Here is a 22,635-nt window from a genome sequence, read left to right on the forward strand (position 1 = left end):
CATGGCCGATTCTTTTTGGCGTGCTGTTGCTTATTGCTTTCACCCCAAAGTGATCTTCTTGTCGCTGGTCCCTTTGATCTTGATGATGGTCATTGTGATGGGCTTAGGGGCGTTGTACTGGGATGCCGCATTGCAAAGTGTGCGTGTTTGGTTGGATGCCAGCAGCACCTTAGACTGGGCTTGGCTTTGGTTAGAGCGCATGGGCTTGATGAGCCTGAAATCGGTCGTGCCCCCCTTGCTGCTGATTGTGGCTGTCACCCCATTGGTGGTGGTCATGTCTTTGTTGGCCGTCTCCTTCATGATGACACCCGCCTTGGTGAACATGGTGGCCGATCGACGTTTTGCGCAGCTCGAACGCAAGCGCGGCGGATCGATGTTGCAGGGCTTGGCTTGGACTCTTTTGTCTGTGGTGTTGGCCTTGGGTGCTTTGGTTTTGACCTTGCCTCTGTGGTGGTTGCCTCCCATGGCCATGGTGATGCCCGCACTCATCTGGGGTTGGTTGACTTATCGCGTCATGACCTATGACGTGTTGGCCGACCATGCCTCTCGCGCCGAACGCTTAGAGTTGATGCGACGCTATCGTTTTCAGTTACTCGTCATGGGAGTGATCACGGGCCTGATGGGTGCGGCGCCCAGCTTGGTATGGGCCTCAGGCGCCTTGTTTGTGGCTGCCTTTGTGGTCCTCATTCCCATTGCAGTTTGGATTTACACCCTGGTGTTTATTTTTTCAGCACTTTGGTTTGTGCATTTCTTGCTCGATGCGCTCTCACAAGTTCGTGCGGAGCCGCCTGCAACTTGGCGCAAGGATTCAACCCAAGCCGCCGACATCGTCGATGTCGAATCCAAAATATTGAATGCTTGAATGCATTCGCTTTCATTGAACACCACAAGGCTCGCATGACCTCCTTGAATCACACGCCAGTGCAGGCCTCGCAGCCTGCACCTGCCATTGGCCTGATCATCATTGGCGATGAAATTTTGTCAGGCAAACGTGCCGACAAGCACCTTCCCAAGTTCATCGAGTTGCTCACCGAGCGTGGTTTGCAGTTGTCATGGGCAGAGTACGTGGGTGATTCGCCAGAGCGCATCACAGCCGTTTTGGCGCGGGCCTTTGCATCGGGTGATGTGGTGTTTTCATGCGGGGGCATTGGCGCAACACCCGACGACCACACCCGGCAATGTGCCGCCAAAGCTTTGGGCGTGCCACTGGCATTGCAAGCTGAGGCCAAGGCGCTGATATTGGAGCGCGTGCGCGATGTGGCCCTAGAGCAAGGTTTGCCCTATGAGCCTGACCGCGCAGACAACCAGCATCGCTTGAACATGGGCATGTTCCCGCAAGGCGCGCAGATCATTCACAACCCGTACAACAAAATTCCGGGTTTCACATGCCGCGGTGCAGGTCAGGGCATGGTTCATTTTGTGCCGGGCTTCCCCGTCATGGCCTGGCCCATGATGCAAGACAAACTGGACGTCTATTGCCAAAGCTGGGGAGCTGCCCCGAAACGTGCTGAGCGTTCCGTCATTGTGTTTGGTGCCATGGAGGCAACCCTAACCCCCTTGATGGAAGCCATTGAGTTGCAATTTCCAGGTGTCAAAGTCTTCAGTCTGCCAAGCGTGGACCATCCGCAATGGGGAAAACACATTGAACTGGGCGTCAAAGGCGAGGAGAGTCTTTCTGCTGAGGCTTTTGCAGCCTTGAAAACGGGCCTTCAACCCTTCAAAGTTGAGTTTGGCCCCGAAATGGTGCGTTAAGTAGCATTGCACTATAATGGTGCCTAATTGCTTTTGGATGGTGCATGCGTGCGCACTAAAAAATCATGCAAGCGGCTTCGTCATAACCCTGTCCTCGGGGCACAATAGCGCTCTTGGGAATTTGTGGCGTCTTGCCTTTGTTGGCATAAAAACTGCAAGCCCGAAGAACCAATTATCAACATCCATCCTTAGGAGATTCTGATGGCAAAGACCGTCGCAGACGTAATGAAGATGGTGAAGGACAACGAAGTCAAGTTTGTTGACTTCCGCTTCACCGATACCCGTGGCAAAGAACAGCACGTTTCCGTGCCAATTTCTCACTTTGACGAAAGCAAGTTCACTGACGGCCACGCGTTCGACGGTTCTTCTATCGCCGGTTGGAAAGGCATCGAAGCCTCCGACATGTTGTTGATGCCCGATCCCATCACAGCCAACATCGATCCCTTTTTCGAAGAAACAACTTTGATCTTGGGTTGCGACGTGTTGGAACCCGGTGATGGCAAAGCCTACGACCGCGACCCACGTTCTATCGCCAAGCGCGCTGAAGCCTACTTGAAGGCTTCCGGTTTGGGTGACACGGCTTACTTCGGACCCGAGCCAGAATTCTTCTTGTTCGACGACGTCCGTTTCGGCAGCGACATGTCTGGTACGTTCTTCAAGATCGACGACTACGAAGCCCCTTGGAATACAGGCAAGAAAATGGAAGGCGGCAACCGCGGCCACCGTCCAACCGTCAAAGGTGGCTACTTCCCAGTGCCTCCCGTTGACAGCACACAAGACATCCGTGCAGAGATGGTCATGATTCTCGAATCCATGGGCATTCCTGTTGAAGTGTTCCACCACGAAGTGGCTGGCGCAGGTCAAAACGAAATCGGTACACGCTTCAGCACTTTGGTTGAGCGCGCTGACTGGACTCAAACATTGAAGTATGTGGTTTGGAACGTGGCCAATGCCTACGGCAAAACTGCCACTTTCATGCCCAAGCCTTTGGTCGGTGACAACGGTTCCGGCATGCACGTTCACCAGTCCATCTGGAAAGACGGCAAAAACTTGTTCGCTGGCAACGGCTACGCAGGTTTGTCAGACTACGCGCTGTACTACATCGGCGGCATCATCAAGCACGCACGTGCATTGAACGCCATCACAAACCCAACAACAAACAGCTACAAGCGTTTGGTGCCTGGTTTCGAAGCCCCTGTGAAGTTGGCTTACTCTAGCCGCAACCGTTCTGCTTCCATCCGTATTCCTCACGTTGCATCTGACAAAGGTCGCCGCATTGAAGCGCGCTTCCCAGATCCAATGGCCAACCCTTACCTCTGCTTTGCTGCATTGATGATGGCTGGTTTGGACGGCGTGGAAAACAAGATCCACCCAGGCGAAGCTGCTACCAAAGATTTGTACCATTTGCCTCCAGAAGAAGATGCATTGGTGCCAACCGTTTGCCACAGCTTGGACCAAGCCCTCGAGTATTTGGACAAAGACCGTGCCTTCTTGACAAAAGGTGGCGTGTTCACAGACTCCATGCTCGACGCTTACATTGAATTGAAAATGGGTGAAGTCACACGCTTCCGTCAAGCTGTGCACCCCATCGAATACGAGATGTACTACTCACTGTAATTCACAGCGAGTTTGGGCACCTGAGCCCGACCCTCAAAAGGACGGCTCAGGCCGTCCTTTTTTCTTGGCTGATACAAACCGAATGAACAAATACATCTGTCCAGCAATGCAAAGCACAAGCGTGAGGATGTGTCTTGGCACGTTTGTTCTGGTGTCACTGGCATTCAGTGCCACAGCCAATCAAGTGGTTTACAAATGTGGTCAAGAAATCACCAACCAACCCACTGATCCCAAACTGTGTCAACCCTTGAACATATCGCAGCCGACGCAAATTGAAGGCACGCGTGTGCAAACAAGTTCTCACAAAGGAACGGGTACGGCGGTCATGGATGCTTCTGTGGTTCAAACGGGCCCCGCTGCTGATTCGCTTGAACGCAAGGCGCAAGCCCGCACCATCTTGGAGGATGAGTGGCAAAAGTTAAGTGCTCAGTACGCCGAATTGGTGCAGCAGTACAACCGTGGCAAGTCGACGCCGCTGGCTGGCGAAACAATGCATCAGACAAATGACCCGCAGCGTGCCATGGCATTGAAAGCGCAAGTCCAGCGCATGGAGCGAGATCTCCAAGCTTTGCAGCGAGAGCTCAGTCGTTACGGCTTGCAAATGGCAAGCCCTTTGAGTGCTGCAACATCGAAGTGAACCTCTCATGACCCTGCCATCCAAATCACTACCACAAAGCCGATTCCACGCATTTGATTTGCTGGCCACGCCCATTGCTGTTCTCAACAGCAATGGCGCTGTGCTCTTTGTGAATGCTGAATTAGAAGACGTGATGGGCCAATCGCGCAGAAGCTTGGAAGGTGACTCGTTCCTTCAGTTTTTTGCCGACCCACAGCCATTGAAGCATGCCTTGAATGGCGCCAAGGCAAATGAATTTGCAGCCTTGCGATATGACTCCGAGTTGTTGCGCATCAATCCCGAAGAGGCCTTGCCTGTTCACGTGATTGTGGCGCAGTCGGACAATGTGGATGAGGTCATCATTGAATTGCTGCCCATTCAGCAACAAACCCGTCAAGACCGAGAAGAACGCCTGATAGACCAAGCCCAAGCCAACAAAGAGTTGATCCGCAATTTGGCGCATGAAATCAAGAATCCCTTGGGAGGCATTCGAGGCGCAGCGCAGTTGCTTGAAATGGAAATGGAATCCAAAGAACTGACGGAGTACACGCAAGTCATCATCCGAGAGGCCGACCGCTTGCAAACCTTGGTAGACCGTCTGCTAGCGCCCCATCGCCGTCCTCACATGGTGGGGGACGTCAACATCCATGAAGTGTGCGAACGCGTCAGGTCCTTGATCGTTTCTGAGTTTCCAAGAGGCATTCGCGTGGTTCGCGATTACGACACGTCCATTCCTGAGTTCAGAGGCGACAGGGAACAGCTGATCCAGGCTGTTCTGAACATCGCACACAACGCCGCCCAGGCCATGTCCGATCGCATCACCGAGGGTGATGCCCAGCTCATCTTTCGAACACGAATTGCCCGGCAAGTCACCTTTGGCAAGCAAAGGTATCGACTGGCATTGGAATTGCATGTGATTGACAACGGGCCTGGTGTTCCAGACTCGATCAAAGACCGAATTTTCTTTCCGCTCATCACGGGAAGGGAAGGGGGTTCTGGCTTAGGTCTGACATTGGCGCAGACTTTTGTACAGCAGCACCATGGTTTGATTGAGTGTGAAAGCGTTCCAGGTCGAACTGATTTCAAAATTTTGATTCCGTTGCCCTGAGCCGTTTCAGTGCATGCCACATAAAGAAAGTTAAGACCCATGAAGCCTATCTGGATCGTAGACGATGACCAATCTATTCGATTCGTCCTAGAGAAGGCTTTGTTGCGCGAAGGTTTGGCCACACGCAGCTTCACCAACCCGCGCGAGGTCTTGGCCGCGTTGAACACGGATGAAGGCCGCGATGGGCCTCAAGTGTTGGTCAGCGACATCCGCATGCCGGGCGGTTCAGGTTTGGATTTGCTGACAGAAGTGAAGCAACGCCTGCCTGGTTTGCCCGTCATCATCATGACGGCGTTTTCCGACCTGGACAGCGCCGTCTCTGCATTTCAAAGCGGTGCCTTTGAATATTTGCCCAAACCCTTTGATTTGCCCAAAGCCATTGAGTTGATTCGCCGAGCCTTGGAAGAAAGCCAGCGCGAAGAGGTGGCCGAAGAGTTGATGGCATCCACACCTGAAATGTTGGGCCAAGCGCCGGCCATGCAGGATGTGTTTCGCGCCATTGGGCGCTTGTCTCAAAGCAATGTCACCGTCATGATCACCGGCGAGTCGGGCTCTGGCAAAGAGTTGGTGGCGCGTGCACTGCACAAACATTCCCCCCGCGCCAATGGTCCGTTTGTGGCCATCAACACAGCGGCCATTCCCAAAGACTTGTTGGAAAGCGAACTCTTTGGCCATGAGCGAGGTGCCTTCACGGGTGCGCAAACGTCGCGCCGTGGTCGCTTTGAGCAGGCCGAGGGCGGCACACTGTTCTTGGACGAAATTGGCGACATGCCCTTTGATTTGCAAACGCGTTTGCTGCGTGTTTTGTCTGATGGCCATTTTTACCGCGTCGGCGGTCACAGTGCCGTTAAAGCCAATGTGCGGGTCATTGCGGCCACCCACCAAGATCTGGAGCAGCGCGTCAAAGAAGGCGTGTTCCGCGAAGACTTGTTTCACCGTTTGAATGTGATCCGTTTGCGATTGCCCGCTTTGCGTGAGCGACGTGAGGATGTGCACGTGCTCACCAAACATTTCTTGTCGCAAAGCGCGCAGCAGCTGGGTGTAGAACCCAAGCGCATTTCAGATCAAGCTTTGGAAATTTTGAGTCACTTCAATTTCCCAGGCAATGTGCGTCAGCTTGAAAACATCTGCCATTGGCTCACCGTGATGGCCCCAGCGCAGATGATTGAGGCCAAGGATTTACCGCCCGAAGTTTTGTCACCGAGTTCAGACACGCACCCTGTGCTTGCACCCCTTAAGGCAGACGACCATGCTGGTGTCACTGAGGCTGCCGCTGTGGGACAGGCTGCACCTGCCAACGCCTTGGTGAATTTGGGGCCCCATGCAGGTTGGGAGAGTGCGCTGGAAGTGGAGGCACTGCAATTGTTAAGCACCGACCGACAAGATGTTTGGGACGTGTTGACGCGCCGTTTTGAATCCTTGTTGATTCAAGCTGCACTGGCCACCACCCGAGGACGTCGCATTGAGGCGGCTGTCAAATTGGGCATTGGCCGCAACACCATCACACGCAAAATTCAAGAATTGAACATTGAAGGCTAGGGTCTTTCAACTTACTTGGAAGAAACGATGCCACCCGCCGTGTTCACGGCAATGTATTGATTTTCTGCGCGCAGCAGAGTTTTGAGCTCAGCGCTGGTGTTGCTAACTTGGCGTGTCCAGTTGATGCCGTCTGCACTTGTGATGATGGTGCCGTTGGCGCCGACGGCCAAGAATTGATTGGTGGCGGAAAGGGCATTCAAAGAAGCCGTGGTGTTGGCGTTTTGCGCGGTCCATGTGATGGCATCAGCACTGCTGAGTACCGTGCCGTTGGTACCGACCACAATGAACTGATAGGTGGTGGTGCCATTCAGAACACTGGCCAAGGCGCCGACTGCTTTCAAGTCGGCTGTGCTGGCCGATGTTTGTGCTGTCCATGTGGCGCCATCCGTGCTGGTGAGAATGGTGCCTGCAGCGCCAACGGCCACCCAGGTGCCAGAAGCGGTGTAGGCTACGCCCAGCAAATGCGCCGTGCTTGGCACACTGGTGGCCACAGTCCAAGTGATGGCATCTTTGCTGGTGATGATGGTGCCGTTGTCACCCACAGCCACAGCCAAGCTGCCGTTGATGGCCATGGCATTCAAATTTTGGGTGGTGATGCTGGCCGCTTGAGTCCATGTTTTGGTGTCGCTGCTGTAAATCACTTTGCCAGCAGCACCTGCGGCCACAAACTTGGCAAACCCAAATTCAGCTGCGTTCAAATCGGAGGTGACCACGGGTGTGAGTGCCGTCCAGGTGTCGATGCTGGTGGCTGTATAGAGACGCCCACCATTGCCGACAGCCAAGTAGGCCAGCTTGGTGGTGTTGGTGGCGGTTTCAACATAACTGCCATAAGTCATGCCCGTCTTGGTGCCTGTGTTGAGGTTGGTACCCGCCGTCCAAGTGGTGCCCGCTAAGCGCGGTGTTGCCGTGACTGTGGGAGTGGCAGCGCCTCCAGGTCCGCTGTTGATGCGACCTGTCATGAAAAACGAGTAGGGGGTACCGTTCGTCAGACCTGTCACGACGAATGGTGATGTCACTTTAAGGCGATAGGTAGACCCCGTGGTGGCCAACCAAGTGCTCAGGGACAGGTTGGGGTTGTTGGGGGCCGCAAAAATCCAATACTCCACACCTGGCGTTTCTTTCCAGCTCACGGTCACTTGACTGTCACCAGGAACGACGCTGATGCCGCCTTCGGGTGGGGGTGGTGTGGTCGAGCTGGAGGACCCACCACAGGCCGCTACCAAGACGGCAGAGACCAAGGCCAGCAAAAATGCGCGAATTGAATGCAAAGACATGAATATTTCCTGTGCGGAAGCGTTAGACCCCAAATTCTAAGTGACAGGACTGGGGATAGTGCCAATGCCCGAGTTTAGGGCTTCGGGCATACTGTTTTCAAGTTCAACGTTGAAGGATTTCACATGGATCGTCGGAATTTTTTCCAAGGCTCAGCATTGATGTCAACCGGTGCACTTTTGGGTTGCGCCACCCCCGGCATTGCGCAGCAAAAAGTCAAAACCCCCTTTGATGTGCCACAGGTTTACATTCCGGTGGTGGGGTCTGATGAAATGTTCCCTGTTCGCCGCATTTACTGCATTGGTCGCAACTATGCGGCACATGCCCGCGAAATGGGTTCGGATCCCACACGCGAGCCACCCTTCTTCTTTCAAAAACCCACCGATGCCATTCAGTATGTGGCCGCGGGCACAGTGGCCAACCACCCCTATCCCCCTTTGACCAAAAACTACCACTACGAAGCCGAATTGGTGGCTGCATTGGGCAAAGGTGGTCGCAACATTCCCGTTGCAAAAGCTTTAGACCTGGTTTGGGGATACACCCTGGGACTTGACATGACTCGCCGCGATTTGCAGCGCGCCATGGGCGACGAAAAGAAGCCCTGGGAAATTGGCAAAAGTTTTGACATGTCAGCGCCTATCGGGGCATTGCACAAACTGGCCAGCATTGGTCATTTCACAGAAGGCAACATTTGGTTGAAAGTCAATGGCCAAGTCAAACAAAACTCCAATTTGAAAAACATGATTTGGTCCGTTGCAGAACAAATCAGCAAATTGTCTGAAGCCTTTGAACTTTTCCCTGGCGACATCATTTACTCAGGCACGCCTGAGAATGTCGGGCCTGTGGTGCGCGGTGATGTGATTGAAATGCACATTGATCGTTTGCCCAATTTGAGCGTGAAGATTGTTTAACGCTGTCGAAAGAACACCATGAATTTTCCCATTGCTTCGATCTTGATTGCAGGTGCCATGCCCTGGGTTTGCGCGGGTATCGCCAAAGCAGGCAAGCGAAGTTACGACAACCACAACCCACGCGAATGGTTGTCTCAACAAACCGGTTACCGTGCTCGCGCCAATGCAGCACAAGCCAATTGTTTTGAGGCCTTTCCGCTTTACGCGGTCAGCATTTTGATGGCGATGTACGTCGATGTGGCGCCCGAGCAAATTGAGTTGTGTGCTGGCATCTTCATTGCGGCGCGAGTTGCCTACATCGCTTGTTATTTAAGCGATCAAGACAAATTGCGGTCTTTGGCTTGGCTGGTGGGTGTTGCCAGTACGGTGACCTTGCTGGTTGCCAGCATGATCGACTGATTGATCGTTCATTTGCTCCAGGTGTCTTTCAAACCCGTGCAGCGATTGAAGACCAGCTTGCCCTGGGTGTGGTCGATTCTGTCGGCCACAAAGTAGCCATGACGCTCAAACTGAAATTTGGCATCGGCTTGGCTGTTGGCCAATGAAGGCTCCACATACGCAGTGATCACTTTGAGGCTGTCGGGGTTCAAGCTGGCCAAAAAGTCTTTGCCGCCCGCATCGGGGTTGGCTTCTGTAAACAGGCGATCGTACAAACGAACTTCTGCTGAAGCCGCATCGGCTTGCGCCACCCAAGTGATCACACCTTTGACCTTGACACTGTCTGAACCCGGTGTGCCGCTCTTGGTGTCGGGGATGAGCTGAGCCAACACTTCGGTGACATGACCGTTGGCATCTTTGTTGGCGCCAGTGCACTCAATCACGTGACCGTATTTCAGGCGCACTTTGTTACCAGGGAACAGGCGGAAGAAACCTTTGGGCGGCGTTTCTTCATAGTCTGAGCGCTCAATCCAAAGTGATTTGCCAAATTTGAAATGACGCTGTCCCAATTCGGGGTGATGCGGATGCACAGGGGCGTGGCAGTCGTCTAAAGCTCCCGCACCCATCAGTTCATCCCAATTGGTGATGGTGAGGGCAATGGGGTCAAGGACGGCCATGGCGCGCGCTGCTTTGGGGTCAAGGTCGTCGCGCAGGCAGCCTTCGAGTGTGCTGTAGTCAATCCAAGAGTCGCTCTTGGTGACGCCAATGCGCTCAGCAAACAACTGCAAACTTTCGGGTGTGTAACCACGACGGCGCAAACCAACGATGGTGGGCATGCGGGGGTCGTCCCAGCCATTGACCTTGCCTTCGTTGACCAGCTGTGCCAATTTGCGTTTGCTGGTGATGACGTAGGTGAGGTTCAGGCGTGCAAATTCGTATTGCTTGGGATTGGGTTGTGCAAGCAAAGCTGGCAGGCTTGCGCCATCGGCCAGTGTGTGCGACTCACTCAAGCGCGCCAAAAGCCAATCGTAGAAGGGGCGTTGATCTTCAAACTCCAGCGTGCAAATGCTGTGTGTGATTTGCTCAAGGGCATCTTCAATAGGATGCGCAAAGGTGTACATCGGATAGATGCACCAGGTGTCACCTGTGTTGTGGTGCGTGGCCCTGCGAATGCGGTAGATGGCCGGATCGCGCATGTTGATGTTAGGGGAGGCCATGTCAATCTTGGCGCGCAGCACGGCTGCACCATCTGCCAATTGACCATCGCGCATTTCACGGAAACGCAACAGATTGTCTTCGCGGGTGCGCGCACGGAAGGGGCTGTCTTTGCCGGGTGTGTTGAAGTCACCGCGGTTCAGGCGCATGTCTTCTGCAGATTGTTCATCAACATAAGCCAAGCCTGCTTGAATCAAGAATTCGGCCGCGCGGTACATGAAGTCAAAGTAGTCGCTGGCTTGGTACAAGTGAGAGGTGCCATGGGCATCCCAATCGAAGCCCAACCACTTCACGGCATCCAAGATGGAATTGACGTACTCGGTGTCTTCTTTTTCTGGATTGGTGTCGTCAAAGCGCATGTGGCAGACGCCGCCGTAATCACGCGCCAAACCAAAATTCAAGCAGATGCTTTTGGCGTGACCCACGTGCAAGTAGCCATTGGGTTCGGGCGGAAAGCGGGTGCGAATTTTGGCGGGATCGGGTGTGCCTTTGGCGTGGTGCGCAGCGTCACCAGGGGAACCGGCCCATTGGCGCTGAGCATAGGTGCCTTGGGCCAGATCGGCTTCGATGATCTGGCGCAAAAAGTTACTGACCTTGTGGCCGTCGGTGGGGGCGTCTGTCGCTTTGACTTTGTCGTTGGCTGTGCTCATCCCTCGATTTTAGAGGCAGACAGAGGGTGCCGGGCCCTTGAAGAGCGATAATTCAGGCATATCGAAGGAGTACCTGTGGATTCAATGTTGCTGGCCAAAGCCGCGGTCATGGGCGTGGTAGAGGGCTTGACCGAATTTTTGCCCATTTCATCAACGGGCCATTTGATTTTGGCGGGTGCGTTGCTAGGGTTTGACGACGACAAGGCCAAGGTCTTTGACATCGCCATTCAGACGGGTGCCATCTTTGCCGTCATCTTGGTGTACTGGGAAAAGATTCGCAGCACGCTCAAAGCTCTGCGCTACCAAGTTGAAGCGCAGCGTTTTGTCTTGAATGTGTTCATTGGATTTCTGCCGGCTGTGATCTTGGGCTTGCTCTTTGGCAAACTCATCAAGGCACATTTGTTCACACCTTGGGTGGTGGCCACCACCTTCATTGTGGGCGGCTTCATCATTTTGTGGGCTGAAAGAAGACCACCCTCTAGTGTGCGGATTCGGGCGGTTGAAGACATGCGCGGCCGTGACGCCCTGATGGTGGGCTTGGTGCAGTGCTTGGCCATGGTGCCAGGCACCAGCCGCAGTGGTGCCACCATCATTGGCGGCATGTTGTTGGGCTTGTCGCGCAAGGCGGCCACCGACTTTTCCTTTTTCTTGGCAATTCCCACCCTCATCGGTGCGGGTGTCTACAGCCTTTACAAAGAGCGTGCGCTTTTGTCGATGGAAGACATCCCCTTGTTCGCAACAGGCTTGGTGGTGTCCTTCATCAGTGCTTGGATTTGCGTGCGTTGGCTTTTGAAATACATCGCCAGCCACAGCTTTGAAATCTTTGCGTGGTACCGCATCGCCTTTGGCTTGGTGGTGCTAGGCACAGCGTGGACAGGTGTGGTGACTTGGGCACCGTGATGCACACAGCTTGATGAAGGTTTTAGCGCGGTTCTGCGCCCATGTTGCGCAATGAAGCCTCAACAGCTGCAGCGCTGGCAATGGGTTTTTCCATCGGGAAAAGATGGGAGCCATCCAGCCACATCACACGACCCTTGGAAATTTTGTGCGTCATGTCTGTGCCCACCACTTTCATTTCGCGTGAATGCGTACCGCCAATGAAGGCCACAGGGCATTTGACCGGATGACGCTTGAGCATGGACGTTAAATTGTGGGGCAGGGTGTTGTAGATCTGCGTCTCAATGTCACGGTCAAAGCTCAACACGCGTTGACCGTTTTCTTCGCGGGTGCCATGGTTGGCATAGTCTTGCAGCACATCCGGATGCCAATGGGAGAAGGCGCGCTTGTGTTGAAAATGCGCTAACACGTCTGCCACACTGGGCCAGTGTTGTCGGCGAGTTTTGCTGATACGCCCTGGACTGACCGAGCCAATCCAATTGGTTTTCTTGGCAAATTTCAGCGCACTGGCTTTCCAACCCGACACGACAGGCGAGTCCAATAGCAAAACGCCCGCAGCCAATTCAGGGTGAAGTGAAGCGCACATCAAGCTGAGCATGCCGCCCAATGAATGACCCACCAAGAAGGGCTTTTCACCCGACTGCGCTTTCACTTGGCTAGCAAAATCGGCCAACTCTTGAACCAAATGCGGCCAGTTGCTGGTGACAGGGTACTGGGGGTTGTGCCCTAATTTGTCGATGGCACTGATGTGAAAGCCGCGTCGCTTTAAGTCTTGAAGCAAAACTCGGTAAGTGCTGGCAGGAAAACTGTTGCCATGTGAAAAAACAATGGAAGCCATTAGATGAGTTTTTCTTCAGGCGTCGAAATTTTCTTCAAAGGCGCATTTTTGCTGGAAGTTTTGAGAGGGATGGTGGTGGCCTCGCCGTTCCAGACGGGGTCTTCAAGGCTGTCAAACATGGCTCTGAGTTTTGAGCCCCAGTTGTCGCGCAACATGTTGAAGTAGGGGTTGTGATCGTCAATGCACACAACGCGGTCGCTTTGCAATTTGTCCACTTCATAAACCACCATGTCGAGCGGTAGACCCACCGACAAGTTGGACTTTAATGTGGAGTCCATTGACACCAGTGCGCATTTGGCAGCTTCGTCCAAAGGTGTGTCTGGTGTGATGACGCGGTCAAGCACGGGTTTGCCATATTTGGATTCGCCAATTTGGAAATAAGGCGTTTCTGCCGTAGCTTCAATGAAATTACCAGGCGAGTAAACCTGGAACAGGCGCATGCCTTCACCCGCAATTTGGCCGCCAAAAATCATGGACACATTGAAGTCAACGCCGCCAGCTTTCAGTGCAGCTGCATCGCGTTCATGCACGTGTCGAACTGCTGCGCCCAATACACGCGCAGCGTCAAACATGCTTTTGGCATTCCAAATGGTGATGGGTTCAGCATCAGGATGATCGATGACTTTTTCAACTTGCAACATCTCTCGCACAGACTGCGAAATGCTGAGATTGCCTGCAGACAAAAGCACCATGAAGCGATCACCTGACTTTTCATAAATGATCATCTTGCGGTAAGTGCTGATCATGTCCAAGCCTGCATTGGTGCGAGAGTCAGACAAGAAAACCAAGCCAGCTCGTGTTTTGATGGCGACGCAATAGGTCATCAGAATTCCTAGATAAAGGGGTTAATTCTCAGATCGTTTCATGACACGCTTGAGGCTGTACAAAGCTTCCAAAGCTTCGCGCGGGCTGAGGGCGTCTGGGTCAATTTGGTTCAAGGCCGACTCGAGAGGTGAGGGGCCAGTTTGTTCAGATTCGGGCGGCGGCGCAAACAAGTCCACTTGAACTCGGTTTTCATTGGCACCGGCTTCGAGCGCCGACAAAGTGTGGCGCGCATGGTTCAAAACACCAGTGGGCATGCCCGCTAACCGGGCCACTTGCACGCCATAACTCTTGCTGGCAGGACCCGCTTGCAGTTCATGCAAAAACACAATGTCATTGCCCGACTCTGTGGCGCCCACGTGCATGTTCAAAGCGGCGTGGTGCGTGGCAGGAAACTCGGTGAGTTCAAAGTAGTGCGTCGCAAACAGGGCAAAGGCCTGGGTTTTGTCATGCAAGTGCGTGGCAATGCCGCTGGCCAAAGCCAAGCCATCGAAGGTGGATGTGCCGCGACCAATCTCGTCCATGAGCACCAATGACAAAGGCGTGGCGCTGTGCAAAATTTGAGCGGCTTCGGTCATCTCCAGCATGAAAGTTGATTGGGCATTGGCCAAGTCATCGGCGGCGCCGATGCGCGTGTGAATGGCGTCAATCGGGCCCAGTCTGCAACTGCTGGCGGGCACATGACTGCCGATGCTGGCCAAAAGCACAATCAATGCCACCTGGCGCATGTAAGTGGACTTACCGCCCATGTTGGGGCCAGTGATGATTTGCAAACGCTGCTTGCTGTGCATCAGGCAATCGTTGGCAATGAAACTGCCACCCGAGGTTTCAGCCAAGCGGGCCTCCACCACGGGGTGACGACCTTGACGAATTTCAATGCACGGCTCTTTGGCAAATTGCGGTGCGCACCAGTTGAGCGTGGCTGCGCGCTCTGTGAGGGTGCACAAGGCATCCAATTGCGCCATGGCTTGCGCCAATTTGGTGAGCGCTTGGATGTGGTTTTGCAGTTGATCGAGCAAGAGCTCGTACAAGTATTTCTCGCGTGCCAGCGCGCGTTCCTGCGCTGACAAGGCTTTGTCCTCAAAAGCTTTGAGCTCAGGCGTGATGAAGCGCTCGGCATTCTTCAAGGTTTGCCGGCGACGGTAGTCGTCGGGCACTTTGTCGATTTGACCCTGTGTCACTTCAATGTAGAAGCCGTGCACCTTGTTGAATTGCACGCGCAAATTGGCAATGCCAGTGCGGGCTTTTTCTCGTGTTTCGAGTTCCAGCAAAAAGTCATCGCAATTGGTTTGAATGGCGCGCAACTCGTCCAGTTCGGCATCGAGGCCATGCGCCATCACGCCACCATCGCGAATCAAATTGGCGGGTTCTTCCAGCAAGGCTTGTTGCAAAATTTCGGTGAGGCCAGCGGGTGGCTGCAAATCGAAATGGATGTCGTGTAACAGTTTGGTGGGCGACAAATGGCCCAGCGTTTCTTGCAAGTGCAGCGCCAAATTGGCAGAGCGAATGAGGGCGTTCTTGAGCGCCACCAATTCACGTGGACGGACTTGTCTCAGGGCAATGCGCGCTGTGATGCGCTCCACATCGCTGGCACCTTTGAGTTGTTCACGCAAGCGCGACCAAATGGCCACGCCGCTTTGTGCGGAAGCGCTGTGGTCATTCAACTGGTCAATGGCAGCCAATCGTTCCACGGCAATTTGACGGTCGCGAGGTGGGTTCAATAGCCATTGCTTGAGTTGACGACTGCCCATGCCAGTCATGCACGTGTCGAGCAAAGAGAACAGCGTGGGTGAATCTTCACCGCGCAAAGTTTGCGTGAGTTCTAAGTTGCGACGTGTGCTAGTGGGCAGGTCAATGAGGTCATTGGCCTTTTGCACTTTGAGTTGAGACACATGCGGCAGCGTTCTACCCTGAGTGTGTTCTGCATAAGTGAGCAAGGCGCCGGCTGCTGCATGTGCATGGCCCAGTTTGTCTGCATCCCACGCCGCCAAGCTGGCCACGTTGAGTTGTTTGATGAGCTTGCCGTGACCTAAGCCTGCTTCGTATTGAAAGTCGGGGCGCAAAGTGAGGGACAGTGCCAAGCCGCGTTGGCCCAATCGCATCGATTGGAGTTGCTGTTCCCACTTGGGTGTGATGCTGGCGCTGACCAACAATTCACTTGGAGAGATTCGTTCTAACCAATCGGCCAATTCATCGTGCGTGCATTCAGCCAAATGCAAGACACCTTGCGTCACGCTCAGCCAAGCCAAGCCACAGGCATTGCGCGGTGCAATGTGCAGCGACAACAAAATGGCTTCGCTTTTGTCGGACAGCAACTCGGTGTCGGTGAGGGTGCCAGGCGTGACCACGCGAACGACTTTGCGTTCGACGGGGCCTTTGCTGGTGGCCACATCGCCCACTTGCTCGCAGATGGCAACCGACTCGCCCAACTTGATGAGCTTGGCCAGGTAGTTTTCAACTGAGTGAAAAGGCACGCCTGCCATGGCAATGGGTTTGCCTGCGGTTTGGCCGCGGTGGGTGAGGGTGATGTCCATGAGGCCGGCAGCACGCTCGGCGTCTTCAAAAAACATTTCGTAAAAGTCACCCATCCGGTAAAAAACCAGGGTGTCAGGGAACTCCGCCTTGATGCGCAGGTACTGCTGCATCATGGGGGTGTGGGCACTCAGGTCGAGCGCGTCTGTCATGGCTTAGAAGGGGCTGTCCGTTGAGTCTTGCCCAGCCTGCAATGGGGCTGCAGCGGCGGCATCCTTGGCATCGGCAGCGCGCACAGAGGCTTTCTCGCCAGCGCTGGCGAATTTGCTGTACTTGCTCAAGATGGGCACCAGTTGACCGTAAATTTTGGGGGTGCCGGCCAAGCATTCTTTTTGCTCCAAGAAGTCGGCCTCGCCTGTGAAGTTGCCAACCAGCCCGCCAGCTTCTGTGACCAGCAAGGAACCTGCTGCCACGTCCCAAATTTGCAATCCCGTTTCAAAGAAGGCATCTGTAAAGCCTGCGGCCACGTAGGCCAGGTCCAAAGCAGCAGCGCCAGGACGGCGCAGACCCGCTGTGCGTTGCATCACATCGCCCATCATGCGCAGGTACTGGTTGAAGTTGTCACCAGGACGGAAGGGGAAGCCTGTGGAAATGAGGCATTCGTGCATTTGCGTGCGCTTGCTGGTGCGCAAGCGGCGGTCGTTCATGTACGCGCCGCGGCCTTTGGTGGCTGTGAACAAATCGTTGCGTGAGGGGTCGTACACCACGGCTTGTTCAACTTTGCCATTCACGGCCAGTGCAATGCTGACGCAATAAACGGGAAAGCCATGGATGAAATTGGTGGTGCCATCGAGGGGGTCGATGATCCAGATGTGGTCGGCATCGGGGTTGCCGTGTGTTTTGCCAGACTCTTCGGCCAAGATGCCGTGGTGCGGGTAGGCGGTTAAAAGAGTTTCGATGATGGCGTTTTCGCTCGCCAAGTCGACTTCGGTCACAAAGTCGTTCACTTGTTTTTGTGAAATTCGAACAGCCTCCACGTCCAAGGCGGCGCGGTTGATGATGGCGCCTGCGGCGCGTGCAGCCTTGACGGCTACGTTGAGCATGGGGTGGAGATTGGTCGACATGAATTTTTAAGAGCAAAAACGGAGGTCCTCCGTGCGATGACAGAGGCGAATGGCACATTTTCCCATGAAATTGGAGAAACAGTGCCCCTGCCAGCCCGAATTTGGACATTTTGGTGCGCTTGGAACTGGGACAATGTCGCCTATGCGAACCCGATTTATCTTGATTGAAACCAGCCATCCTGGCAATGTGGGCGCGGCCGCCCGCGCGCTCAAAGTCATGGGCTTTGATGAGATGGTGCTGGTGGCGCCCCGTTATGCCAATGTGCTGCGCAAGGAAGAGACCATCCAAAGGGCCAGTGGCGCCAATGATGTTCTGGACAAAACGCGCATTGTGGACACTCTGGACGAGGCCCTTGAAGGCATCTCCCATTTGTGCGCCACGGCCATGACGCCCCGCGATTTTGGGCCGCCCACGCGCTCGCCCAGAGAGCACTTTGACTTGTTGTTGGGGCAGTCGGCGTCGCATGCGCAAACCCAGGCGACAGCCGATACTGAAAAACATTTCGGCCCCGTTTCTTCCATTGGTTTCTTGTTTGGCTCCGAGCGTTTTGGCATGAAAAACGAGGACGTTTACAAGTGCCATGTGGCTTTGTCGATTCCCACCAATCCGCAATTTGGCTCTTTGAATTTGGCAGCAGCCCTTCAACTGGTGGCCTACGAATGGCGCTTGGCGCTGGGTGGGTTTCCTGTGGCGTCGCCGGTTGCCGATGCTAATTTGGCCGATGCGGCGCAGGTCTCAGGCATGTTGTTGCATTGGGAAAAGGCACTGATCGAGATTGGTTTTCTGGACCCCGAAGCGCCTAAAAAGCTGATGCCGCGTTTGAACCAGCTTTTCAATCGCGCCAACTTGAGTCCTGAAGAAATCCATATTTTGCGAGGTGTTGCTAAAGCCATGATCGAAACAGCGCAAGCAAAACGCTAGACTTAGCGCATTGAAAAGAAGCTTATGTTTGCACGTTTACATTCCGACATCCAATGCATCCTTGACCGTGATCCTGCTGCGCGCAGTGCATGGGAGGTGCTGACGTGTTATCCCGGTTTGCATGCGGTGGTCTTGCACCGATGGGCGCACGCATGCTGGCGTGCGGGCTTCAAATGGTTGGGCCGTTTCATCTCCAACTTTTCACGCTGGATCACGGGCATTGAAATTCACCCAGGCGCCACCTTGGGCGAGCGGGTTTTCTTTGACCACGGCATGGGCATTGTGATTGGCGAGACCGCTGAAATTGGAGATGGTTGCACCATCTATCACGGCGTGACCTTGGGCGGTACCTCTTTGTACAAAGGTGCCAAACGACATCCCACTTTGGGCAAAGATGTGGTGGTGGGTGCAGGTGCCAAAGTCCTGGGTGGTTTTACCGTGGGTGATGGCGCCAAAGTGGGCTCCAACGCCGTGGTCACCAAGCCAGTGCCAGCGGGCGCCACAGCGGTAGGTAATCCAGCACGCATCATTCAAGAAGACCAAGACGTGCAGCGTGAAGCAGTGGCCTCCAAGATGGGTTTTTCAGCATACGGCGTGACTCAAAATGACGATCCCTTGTCGCAAGCCATGCGCGGCTTGATTGACAACGCCGCCAGCCAAGAACACCAAATTGCCTTGCTGTGGCAAGCGCTGGAAAAAATGAACGCGCAGCAAGGCAATGCACAAGGCATTCAGATGCCCGGTGATGCGGCCAAGCGCGAAACCTTTGAGGCTGAAAAACTCAATCAGTTGGTGGGCAAATAAGCCCTTTGAAGTGACTCAGGCTTGGGGTGGGCGGATGGCCGTCTTGGGCCTGAATGCTTTGCAAACCTCGTCATGGGTTTCGAGGTAAGGGCCACCTATCAAATCAATGCAGTAAGGCACCGCTGCAAAAATGCCATGGACGATGCTTTGTCCTGTACTGTCTTTCAAACCTTCAAGCGTTTCGGCAATCGATTTGGGCTGGCCGGGCAAGTTGATGATCAAGCTTTGACCGCGAATCACTGCCACTTGCCTGGACAATATCGCAGTGGGTACAAATTTCAAACTAATTTGGCGCATTTGCTCGCCAAAGCCTGGCATTTCTTTGTCGGCAATGGCCAGGGTGGCTTCGGGTGTGACGTCGCGAATAGCGGGGCCTGTTCCACCTGTTGTGAGGATCAAACTGCAACCCGAGTCGACCAATTCAACCAGCGCGGCGCTGATGCCCTCTTTTTCGTCGGGGATGAGGCGCGCTTCAAATTCAATGGGGTTTTTCAAGGCCTGGGTGAGCCATGTTTTCAGGGCTGGCAGGCCTTTGTCTTCATAGACGCCAGTGCTGGCGCGGTCGCTGATGGAAACAATGCCAATTTTGACGGCGTCGTGATGCGATAACATGGTGGTGTGTACTAGCAAAGGAGTTGATATCAATGGTCTTCGTCAAGTTCATCAAGGCCTGAGCCGCCTTCATCTGCTTGGCTCAATTCCGCACGGACCAATTGAAAAATTTCACGGTAAGCGCGGCTTTGACGCGGTGCCAGTCCTTGTGAAACCGTGGCGGCTGACTGTGCAGGTGCGTCTTTTCGAGCTTGTCGAATGAGGGCGCGCAATTGCTGACTGTCGGTGCCAGGAAAACTTTGCAACCATTCGCCGCAGGCCTCGTCCTCTTTGATGAGGCGATCGCGCCATTGCTCGGCCAAATGCAGTTGCAAAGTTTCTTGCGCTGAGCCTTGGCTTTGCTCTAGAAGCGCAGCGCGCACGCCTTCTACGGCTTCGTCGTCCAACTTGCGCATGAGTTTGCCTATGAACTGCATTTGACGGCGCTTGCCTTCGAAATTGGTGATGCGTTTGGCTTCTGCAACGGCCTCCACCAGTTTTTCTGGCAAGTCAACTTTGGCCATTAAATCGGCGCGCAAAGTCAACAAACTTTCGCCCAGCTTTTGCAACTCGTCACTTTCCCGCTTGAGTTCAGTGCGGCTAGGCTCATCGGTGCCGCCCTTGAGTTCGCGTTTGAGCTCCAGGTCGAGTTCGCTGCCTTCGGCAACAAATTGACCTTGAACAAAATAACCTTTTTTGAATTTACGGGACATGTGAGCGCTGAAGCCTTATTGCGGGACGGCAAGTATCATAGCCGTCACCTAGAATTTTAATGAATTGACCGTTTTGAAGAATCCGACCCCCATGACGAAAAAAACCAAGGCATCCACCCAGGCATTGAACGAACAGGCCCATGAAGGTTTCAGCTACAGCCGCAACTATTTCGAGGGATTGGTCGATTCTGCCCTGAAACACGCCAAAAAGATCGGCGCAAGCGATGCAGGTGCAGAAGCTTCTGAAGGTTGTGGCCTGAGTGTCAGTGTTCGAAAGGGTGAATTGGAGACGGTTGAGCGCAATCGCGACAAGTCCTTGGGTGTGACGGTCTATGTGGGCCATCGCCGCGGCAATGCCAGCACGTCCGACTTTTCGGAGGCCGCCATTCAGCAAACGGTGCAAGCCGCCTATGACATCGCGCGCTTCACCGCCGAAGATCCAACGGCTGGCCTGCCAGATGAAGAAGACATCGCCAAAGTGCACCCCGAATTGGATTTGTTTCACCCATGGGCCATCAACAGCGAGCAGGCCGCTCAGTTGGCCTTGGCTTGCGAAGATGCCGCTTTGAAAACCAGTCGCCGCATCACCAACAGTGACGGCGCAGGTGTCTCTGCGCAGCAAAGTCATTTTTTCAGCGCGCACACCCATGGCTTTCGGGGCGGTTATGCCAGTTCACGTCACAGCATGTCGGTCGCGCCCATTGCGGCCATGCCGGGCAAAAACGCTGAGATGCAACGTGATGCGTGGTTCACATCCATGCGCGCTGCCGATCAAATGGCCACGCCCGAGGCTGTGGGCCGCTATGCCGCAGAGCGTGCACTCAGCCGCTTGGGCGGTCGCAAAATCCCCACCATTGAATGTCCTGTGTTGTTTGAGTCGCCCGTGGCCGCAGGTTTGTTGGGTGGCTTTGTTCAAGCGGTCAGCGGCGGTTCTTTGTATCGCAAAACCAGCTTCTTGGTCGACTCGATGGGCAAGCCGGTTTTCCCCAAACACATTGATATTTTGGAAGACCCCCATGTGCTTCGCGGCAAGGGCAGCTCGCCTTTTGACGATGAAGGTGTGCGCGGCATGAAGCGCAAGGTGGTGTCGGGTGGTCGCGTAGAAGGCTATTTCTTAAGCAGCTATTCAGCGCGCAAGTTGGGCATGAAAACCACCGGCAATGCGGGTGGCTCGCACAATTTGGTGATGACTTCCAAGCTCACGCGTTCGTCAGACGATTTAAAGGCCATGCTTCAAAAATTGGGCACGGGTTTGTTTGTCATTGAGCTGATGGGGCAGGGCGTGAACTACGTGACTGGCGACTACTCACGCGGTGCTTCTGGCTTCTGGGTCGAGAACGGTGAGATTGCTTTTCCTGTTCACGAAATCACCATTGCGGGCAATTTGAAAACCATGTTCAAGGGCATTGAAGCTGTGGGTGCAGATGCCTACACCTACGGTGCCAAAACTGTGGGCTCGGTGCTCATCAATCGCATGAAGGTCGCGGGCAGTTGATGCTGGCGCCAGAGTTGTTGGCCGGCATGGCCTCTGGCTGTTGGGCCATTGGCGCTTTGTTTTCTGCCAATGCATCTTCTGAGATGGGCGCATTTGCTTTTACGCGATGGCGTTTGTTCTTTGCCATGTGTTTGCTGTGGCTGGCGGCCTTTTATGTGGGGCGTTGGCCAGAGCTCACTTTTGAAAGCATTGCGTGGTTGTCCCTGTCCAGCTGGATTGGCATCTTGGTGGGCGACACGGCTTTGTTCGTCTGCATGAACAGGTTAGGGCCAAGGCGCTCGGGTGTTTTGTTTGCCACCCATGCCCTTTTTTCTGCGTTGTTTGCTTGGCTGTTCTTCGGTGAAACGCTTTGGGGCTGGACCCTCATGGGCAGTGGCGTTTTGGTTTCGGGTGTGATGGTGGCAACCTTGTGGGGCCGCCGAGAAGAAGAAACGCACGCTTGGGAAAATACCAGTGGCGCACTCTGGATTGGCGTGGCCATGGGTTTGTTGGCTGCGGTGGGTCAGTCTGTTGCCACGCTCATGATGAAACCCTTGATGAGCACTGGCATCGATGCGGTGTCTGCTTCTGCAGTGCGTGCCACAGCCAGTTTTGCGGCGCATGTTTTGTTGTTGTGGTGCGGCTTGAGTTTGTCGAAGTTGAAAAACCCGCTCAATTGGAAAAGCTTGCTCAACACCGCCTTGAGCGCCACCGTGTCCATGGTGATTGGCATGACCTTGATACTGCAAGCCTTGAAGACTGGGCAAGCCAACTTGGTGGCGATCTTTTCGTCTATTGCGCCTGTGCTTTTGTTGCCATTACTGTGGGCTGTCTATCGCAGACAACCCGCCGCTGGCGCTTGGTGGGGCGGCGCCATGACCGTGGTCGGCAGCGCCATGATCATGAGCTCGAAGATTTAA

Annotated in this window: 21 protein-coding genes; 13 read left to right on the forward strand and 8 right to left on the reverse strand. The window is 54.3% G+C overall.

Annotation, left to right across the window (positions count from 1 at the left end; all coding sequences use genetic code 11):
* The first annotated feature begins 1 nt into the window (after nt 1).
* The 6 genes from L103DPR2_RS06625 (at nt 2) to ntrC (ending at nt 6,632) form a co-directional block, all read left to right on the forward strand.
* The gene (locus tag L103DPR2_RS06625) at nt 2-862 is read left to right on the forward strand and encodes an EI24 domain-containing protein (protein ID WP_231717699.1); all 861 of its coding nucleotides are present in this window, start codon (nt 2-4) and stop codon (nt 860-862) included.
* 35 nt (nt 863-897) lie between these two features.
* Nucleotides 898-1,752 (forward strand): competence/damage-inducible protein A, encoded by an 855-nt coding sequence (locus L103DPR2_RS06630; RefSeq protein ID WP_055361908.1) that lies wholly within the window; start codon nt 898-900, stop codon nt 1,750-1,752.
* 201 nt (nt 1,753-1,953) lie between these two features.
* Complete coding sequence (gene glnA / locus L103DPR2_RS06635) at nt 1,954-3,369, forward strand: type I glutamate--ammonia ligase (RefSeq protein WP_055360305.1); 1,416 nt, start codon at nt 1,954-1,956, stop codon at nt 3,367-3,369.
* Between the two features lie 151 nt (nt 3,370-3,520).
* Nucleotides 3,521-4,006, forward strand: a complete 486-nt coding sequence (locus L103DPR2_RS06640) for a hypothetical protein (RefSeq protein WP_197274915.1) — start codon at nt 3,521-3,523, stop codon at nt 4,004-4,006.
* A gap of 7 nt (nt 4,007-4,013) precedes the next feature.
* On the forward strand, nt 4,014-5,093 hold the full coding sequence (gene glnL, locus L103DPR2_RS06645) for a nitrogen regulation protein NR(II) (protein ID WP_055360307.1): 1,080 nt from the start codon (nt 4,014-4,016) through the stop codon (nt 5,091-5,093).
* A 39-nt stretch (nt 5,094-5,132) separates the two neighbouring features.
* Complete coding sequence (ntrC, locus tag L103DPR2_RS06650) at nt 5,133-6,632, forward strand: nitrogen regulation protein NR(I) (RefSeq protein WP_055360308.1); 1,500 nt, start codon at nt 5,133-5,135, stop codon at nt 6,630-6,632.
* 11 nt (nt 6,633-6,643) lie between these two features.
* Here ntrC and L103DPR2_RS06655 read toward each other — a convergent pair whose 3' ends face one another.
* A complete protein-coding gene (locus L103DPR2_RS06655; RefSeq protein WP_055360309.1) occupies nt 6,644-7,906 on the reverse strand; it encodes a hypothetical protein in 1,263 nt (420 codons plus the stop codon).
* 123 nt (nt 7,907-8,029) lie between these two features.
* On the opposite strand from L103DPR2_RS06655, the gene L103DPR2_RS06660 reads away from it, so the two are divergent.
* Nucleotides 8,030-8,815, forward strand: a complete 786-nt coding sequence (locus L103DPR2_RS06660; RefSeq protein ID WP_055360310.1) for a fumarylacetoacetate hydrolase family protein — start codon at nt 8,030-8,032, stop codon at nt 8,813-8,815.
* 18 nt (nt 8,816-8,833) lie between these two features.
* Complete coding sequence (locus tag L103DPR2_RS06665; RefSeq protein WP_055360311.1) at nt 8,834-9,214, forward strand: MAPEG family protein; 381 nt, start codon at nt 8,834-8,836, stop codon at nt 9,212-9,214.
* An 8-nt stretch (nt 9,215-9,222) separates the two neighbouring features.
* Here the strand turns inward: L103DPR2_RS06665 and L103DPR2_RS06670 are convergent, their stop codons facing one another.
* Complete coding sequence (locus L103DPR2_RS06670) at nt 9,223-11,058, reverse strand: glutamine--tRNA ligase/YqeY domain fusion protein (protein ID WP_055360312.1); 1,836 nt, start codon at nt 11,056-11,058, stop codon at nt 9,223-9,225.
* 75 nt (nt 11,059-11,133) lie between these two features.
* Here L103DPR2_RS06670 and L103DPR2_RS06675 point away from each other — a divergent pair, with 75 nt between their 5' ends.
* Nucleotides 11,134-11,958 carry an undecaprenyl-diphosphate phosphatase gene (locus tag L103DPR2_RS06675; RefSeq protein ID WP_055360313.1) on the forward strand — a complete coding sequence of 275 codons (825 nt, stop codon included), beginning with the start codon at nt 11,134-11,136 and terminating at the stop codon, nt 11,956-11,958.
* Between the two features lie 22 nt (nt 11,959-11,980).
* On the opposite strand, the gene L103DPR2_RS06680 is transcribed toward L103DPR2_RS06675, so the two are convergent.
* From L103DPR2_RS06680 to L103DPR2_RS06695, 4 genes are read right to left on the reverse strand one after another with little or no spacing between them, the layout of a single operon-like run.
* On the reverse strand, nt 11,981-12,793 hold the full coding sequence (locus tag L103DPR2_RS06680; protein WP_055360314.1) for an alpha/beta fold hydrolase: 813 nt from the start codon (nt 12,791-12,793) through the stop codon (nt 11,981-11,983).
* Nucleotides 12,793-13,617, reverse strand: a complete 825-nt coding sequence (locus L103DPR2_RS06685) for a proteasome-type protease (RefSeq protein WP_055360315.1) — start codon at nt 13,615-13,617, stop codon at nt 12,793-12,795. Before L103DPR2_RS06685 ends, L103DPR2_RS06680 begins: the two co-directional genes overlap by 1 nt.
* Nucleotides 13,618-13,638: 21 nt before the next feature.
* Nucleotides 13,639-16,299 (reverse strand): DNA mismatch repair protein MutS, encoded by a 2,661-nt coding sequence (gene mutS / locus L103DPR2_RS06690; protein WP_055360316.1) that lies wholly within the window; start codon nt 16,297-16,299, stop codon nt 13,639-13,641.
* Nucleotides 16,300-16,302: 3 nt separating this feature from the next.
* Entirely contained in the window at nt 16,303-17,211 is a 909-nt protein-coding gene (locus tag L103DPR2_RS06695; RefSeq protein ID WP_055360317.1) for an inositol monophosphatase family protein, read from the reverse strand.
* Nucleotides 17,212-17,353: 142 nt separating this feature from the next.
* On the opposite strand from L103DPR2_RS06695, the gene L103DPR2_RS06700 reads away from it, so the two are divergent.
* Nucleotides 17,354-18,133 carry an RNA methyltransferase gene (locus tag L103DPR2_RS06700; RefSeq protein WP_055361909.1) on the forward strand — a complete coding sequence of 260 codons (780 nt, stop codon included), beginning with the start codon at nt 17,354-17,356 and terminating at the stop codon, nt 18,131-18,133.
* Between the two features lie 24 nt (nt 18,134-18,157).
* Nucleotides 18,158-18,937, forward strand: coding sequence for a serine O-acetyltransferase (cysE, locus tag L103DPR2_RS06705; protein ID WP_055360318.1), 780 nt, complete (start codon nt 18,158-18,160; stop codon nt 18,935-18,937).
* Nucleotides 18,938-18,952: 15 nt separating this feature from the next.
* On the opposite strand, the gene mog is transcribed toward cysE, so the two are convergent.
* The gene (gene mog / locus L103DPR2_RS06710; RefSeq protein ID WP_055360319.1) at nt 18,953-19,549 is read right to left on the reverse strand and encodes a molybdopterin adenylyltransferase; all 597 of its coding nucleotides are present in this window, start codon (nt 19,547-19,549) and stop codon (nt 18,953-18,955) included.
* A gap of 29 nt (nt 19,550-19,578) precedes the next feature.
* A complete protein-coding gene (gene yjgA / locus L103DPR2_RS06715) occupies nt 19,579-20,241 on the reverse strand; it encodes a ribosome biogenesis factor YjgA (protein WP_055360320.1) in 663 nt (220 codons plus the stop codon).
* Nucleotides 20,242-20,332: 91 nt separating this feature from the next.
* Between yjgA and pmbA the strand changes: the two genes are divergently transcribed.
* Together pmbA and L103DPR2_RS06725 are read left to right on the forward strand one after the other, a co-directional pair.
* Nucleotides 20,333-21,736: a metalloprotease PmbA gene (gene pmbA, locus L103DPR2_RS06720; RefSeq protein WP_055360321.1), complete on the forward strand. Its 1,404-nt coding sequence runs from the start codon at nt 20,333-20,335 to the stop codon at nt 21,734-21,736.
* Nucleotides 21,736-22,635, forward strand: coding sequence for a DMT family transporter (locus L103DPR2_RS06725; RefSeq protein WP_055360322.1), 900 nt, complete (start codon nt 21,736-21,738; stop codon nt 22,633-22,635). Before pmbA ends, L103DPR2_RS06725 begins: the two co-directional genes overlap by 1 nt.

This window comes from Limnohabitans sp. 103DPR2 (assembly GCF_001412575.1).
GTDB lineage: Bacteria > Pseudomonadota > Gammaproteobacteria > Burkholderiales > Burkholderiaceae_C > Limnohabitans_A.

Coding starts and splice junctions, on each gene's coding strand:
- L103DPR2_RS06625 (WP_231717699.1), top strand. CDS start 2: ATGGCCGATTCTTTTTGGCGTGCTGTTGCTTATTGCTTTCACCCCAAA.
- L103DPR2_RS06630 (WP_055361908.1), top strand. CDS start 898: ATGACCTCCTTGAATCACACGCCAGTGCAGGCCTCGCAGCCTGCACCT.
- glnA (WP_055360305.1), top strand. CDS start 1,954: ATGGCAAAGACCGTCGCAGACGTAATGAAGATGGTGAAGGACAACGAA.
- glnL (WP_055360307.1), top strand. CDS start 4,014: ATGACCCTGCCATCCAAATCACTACCACAAAGCCGATTCCACGCATTT.
- ntrC (WP_055360308.1), top strand. CDS start 5,133: ATGAAGCCTATCTGGATCGTAGACGATGACCAATCTATTCGATTCGTC.
- L103DPR2_RS06655 (WP_055360309.1), bottom strand. CDS start 7,906: ATGTCTTTGCATTCAATTCGCGCATTTTTGCTGGCCTTGGTCTCTGCC.
- L103DPR2_RS06660 (WP_055360310.1), top strand. CDS start 8,030: ATGGATCGTCGGAATTTTTTCCAAGGCTCAGCATTGATGTCAACCGGT.
- L103DPR2_RS06665 (WP_055360311.1), top strand. CDS start 8,834: ATGAATTTTCCCATTGCTTCGATCTTGATTGCAGGTGCCATGCCCTGG.
- L103DPR2_RS06670 (WP_055360312.1), bottom strand. CDS start 11,058: ATGAGCACAGCCAACGACAAAGTCAAAGCGACAGACGCCCCCACCGAC.
- L103DPR2_RS06680 (WP_055360314.1), bottom strand. CDS start 12,793: ATGGCTTCCATTGTTTTTTCACATGGCAACAGTTTTCCTGCCAGCACT.
- L103DPR2_RS06685 (WP_055360315.1), bottom strand. CDS start 13,617: ATGACCTATTGCGTCGCCATCAAAACACGAGCTGGCTTGGTTTTCTTG.
- mutS (WP_055360316.1), bottom strand. CDS start 16,299: ATGACAGACGCGCTCGACCTGAGTGCCCACACCCCCATGATGCAGCAG.
- L103DPR2_RS06695 (WP_055360317.1), bottom strand. CDS start 17,211: ATGTCGACCAATCTCCACCCCATGCTCAACGTAGCCGTCAAGGCTGCA.
- L103DPR2_RS06700 (WP_055361909.1), top strand. CDS start 17,354: ATGCGAACCCGATTTATCTTGATTGAAACCAGCCATCCTGGCAATGTG.
- cysE (WP_055360318.1), top strand. CDS start 18,158: ATGTTTGCACGTTTACATTCCGACATCCAATGCATCCTTGACCGTGAT.
- mog (WP_055360319.1), bottom strand. CDS start 19,549: ATGTTATCGCATCACGACGCCGTCAAAATTGGCATTGTTTCCATCAGC.
- yjgA (WP_055360320.1), bottom strand. CDS start 20,241: ATGTCCCGTAAATTCAAAAAAGGTTATTTTGTTCAAGGTCAATTTGTT.
- pmbA (WP_055360321.1), top strand. CDS start 20,333: ATGACGAAAAAAACCAAGGCATCCACCCAGGCATTGAACGAACAGGCC.
- L103DPR2_RS06725 (WP_055360322.1), top strand. CDS start 21,736: ATGCTGGCGCCAGAGTTGTTGGCCGGCATGGCCTCTGGCTGTTGGGCC.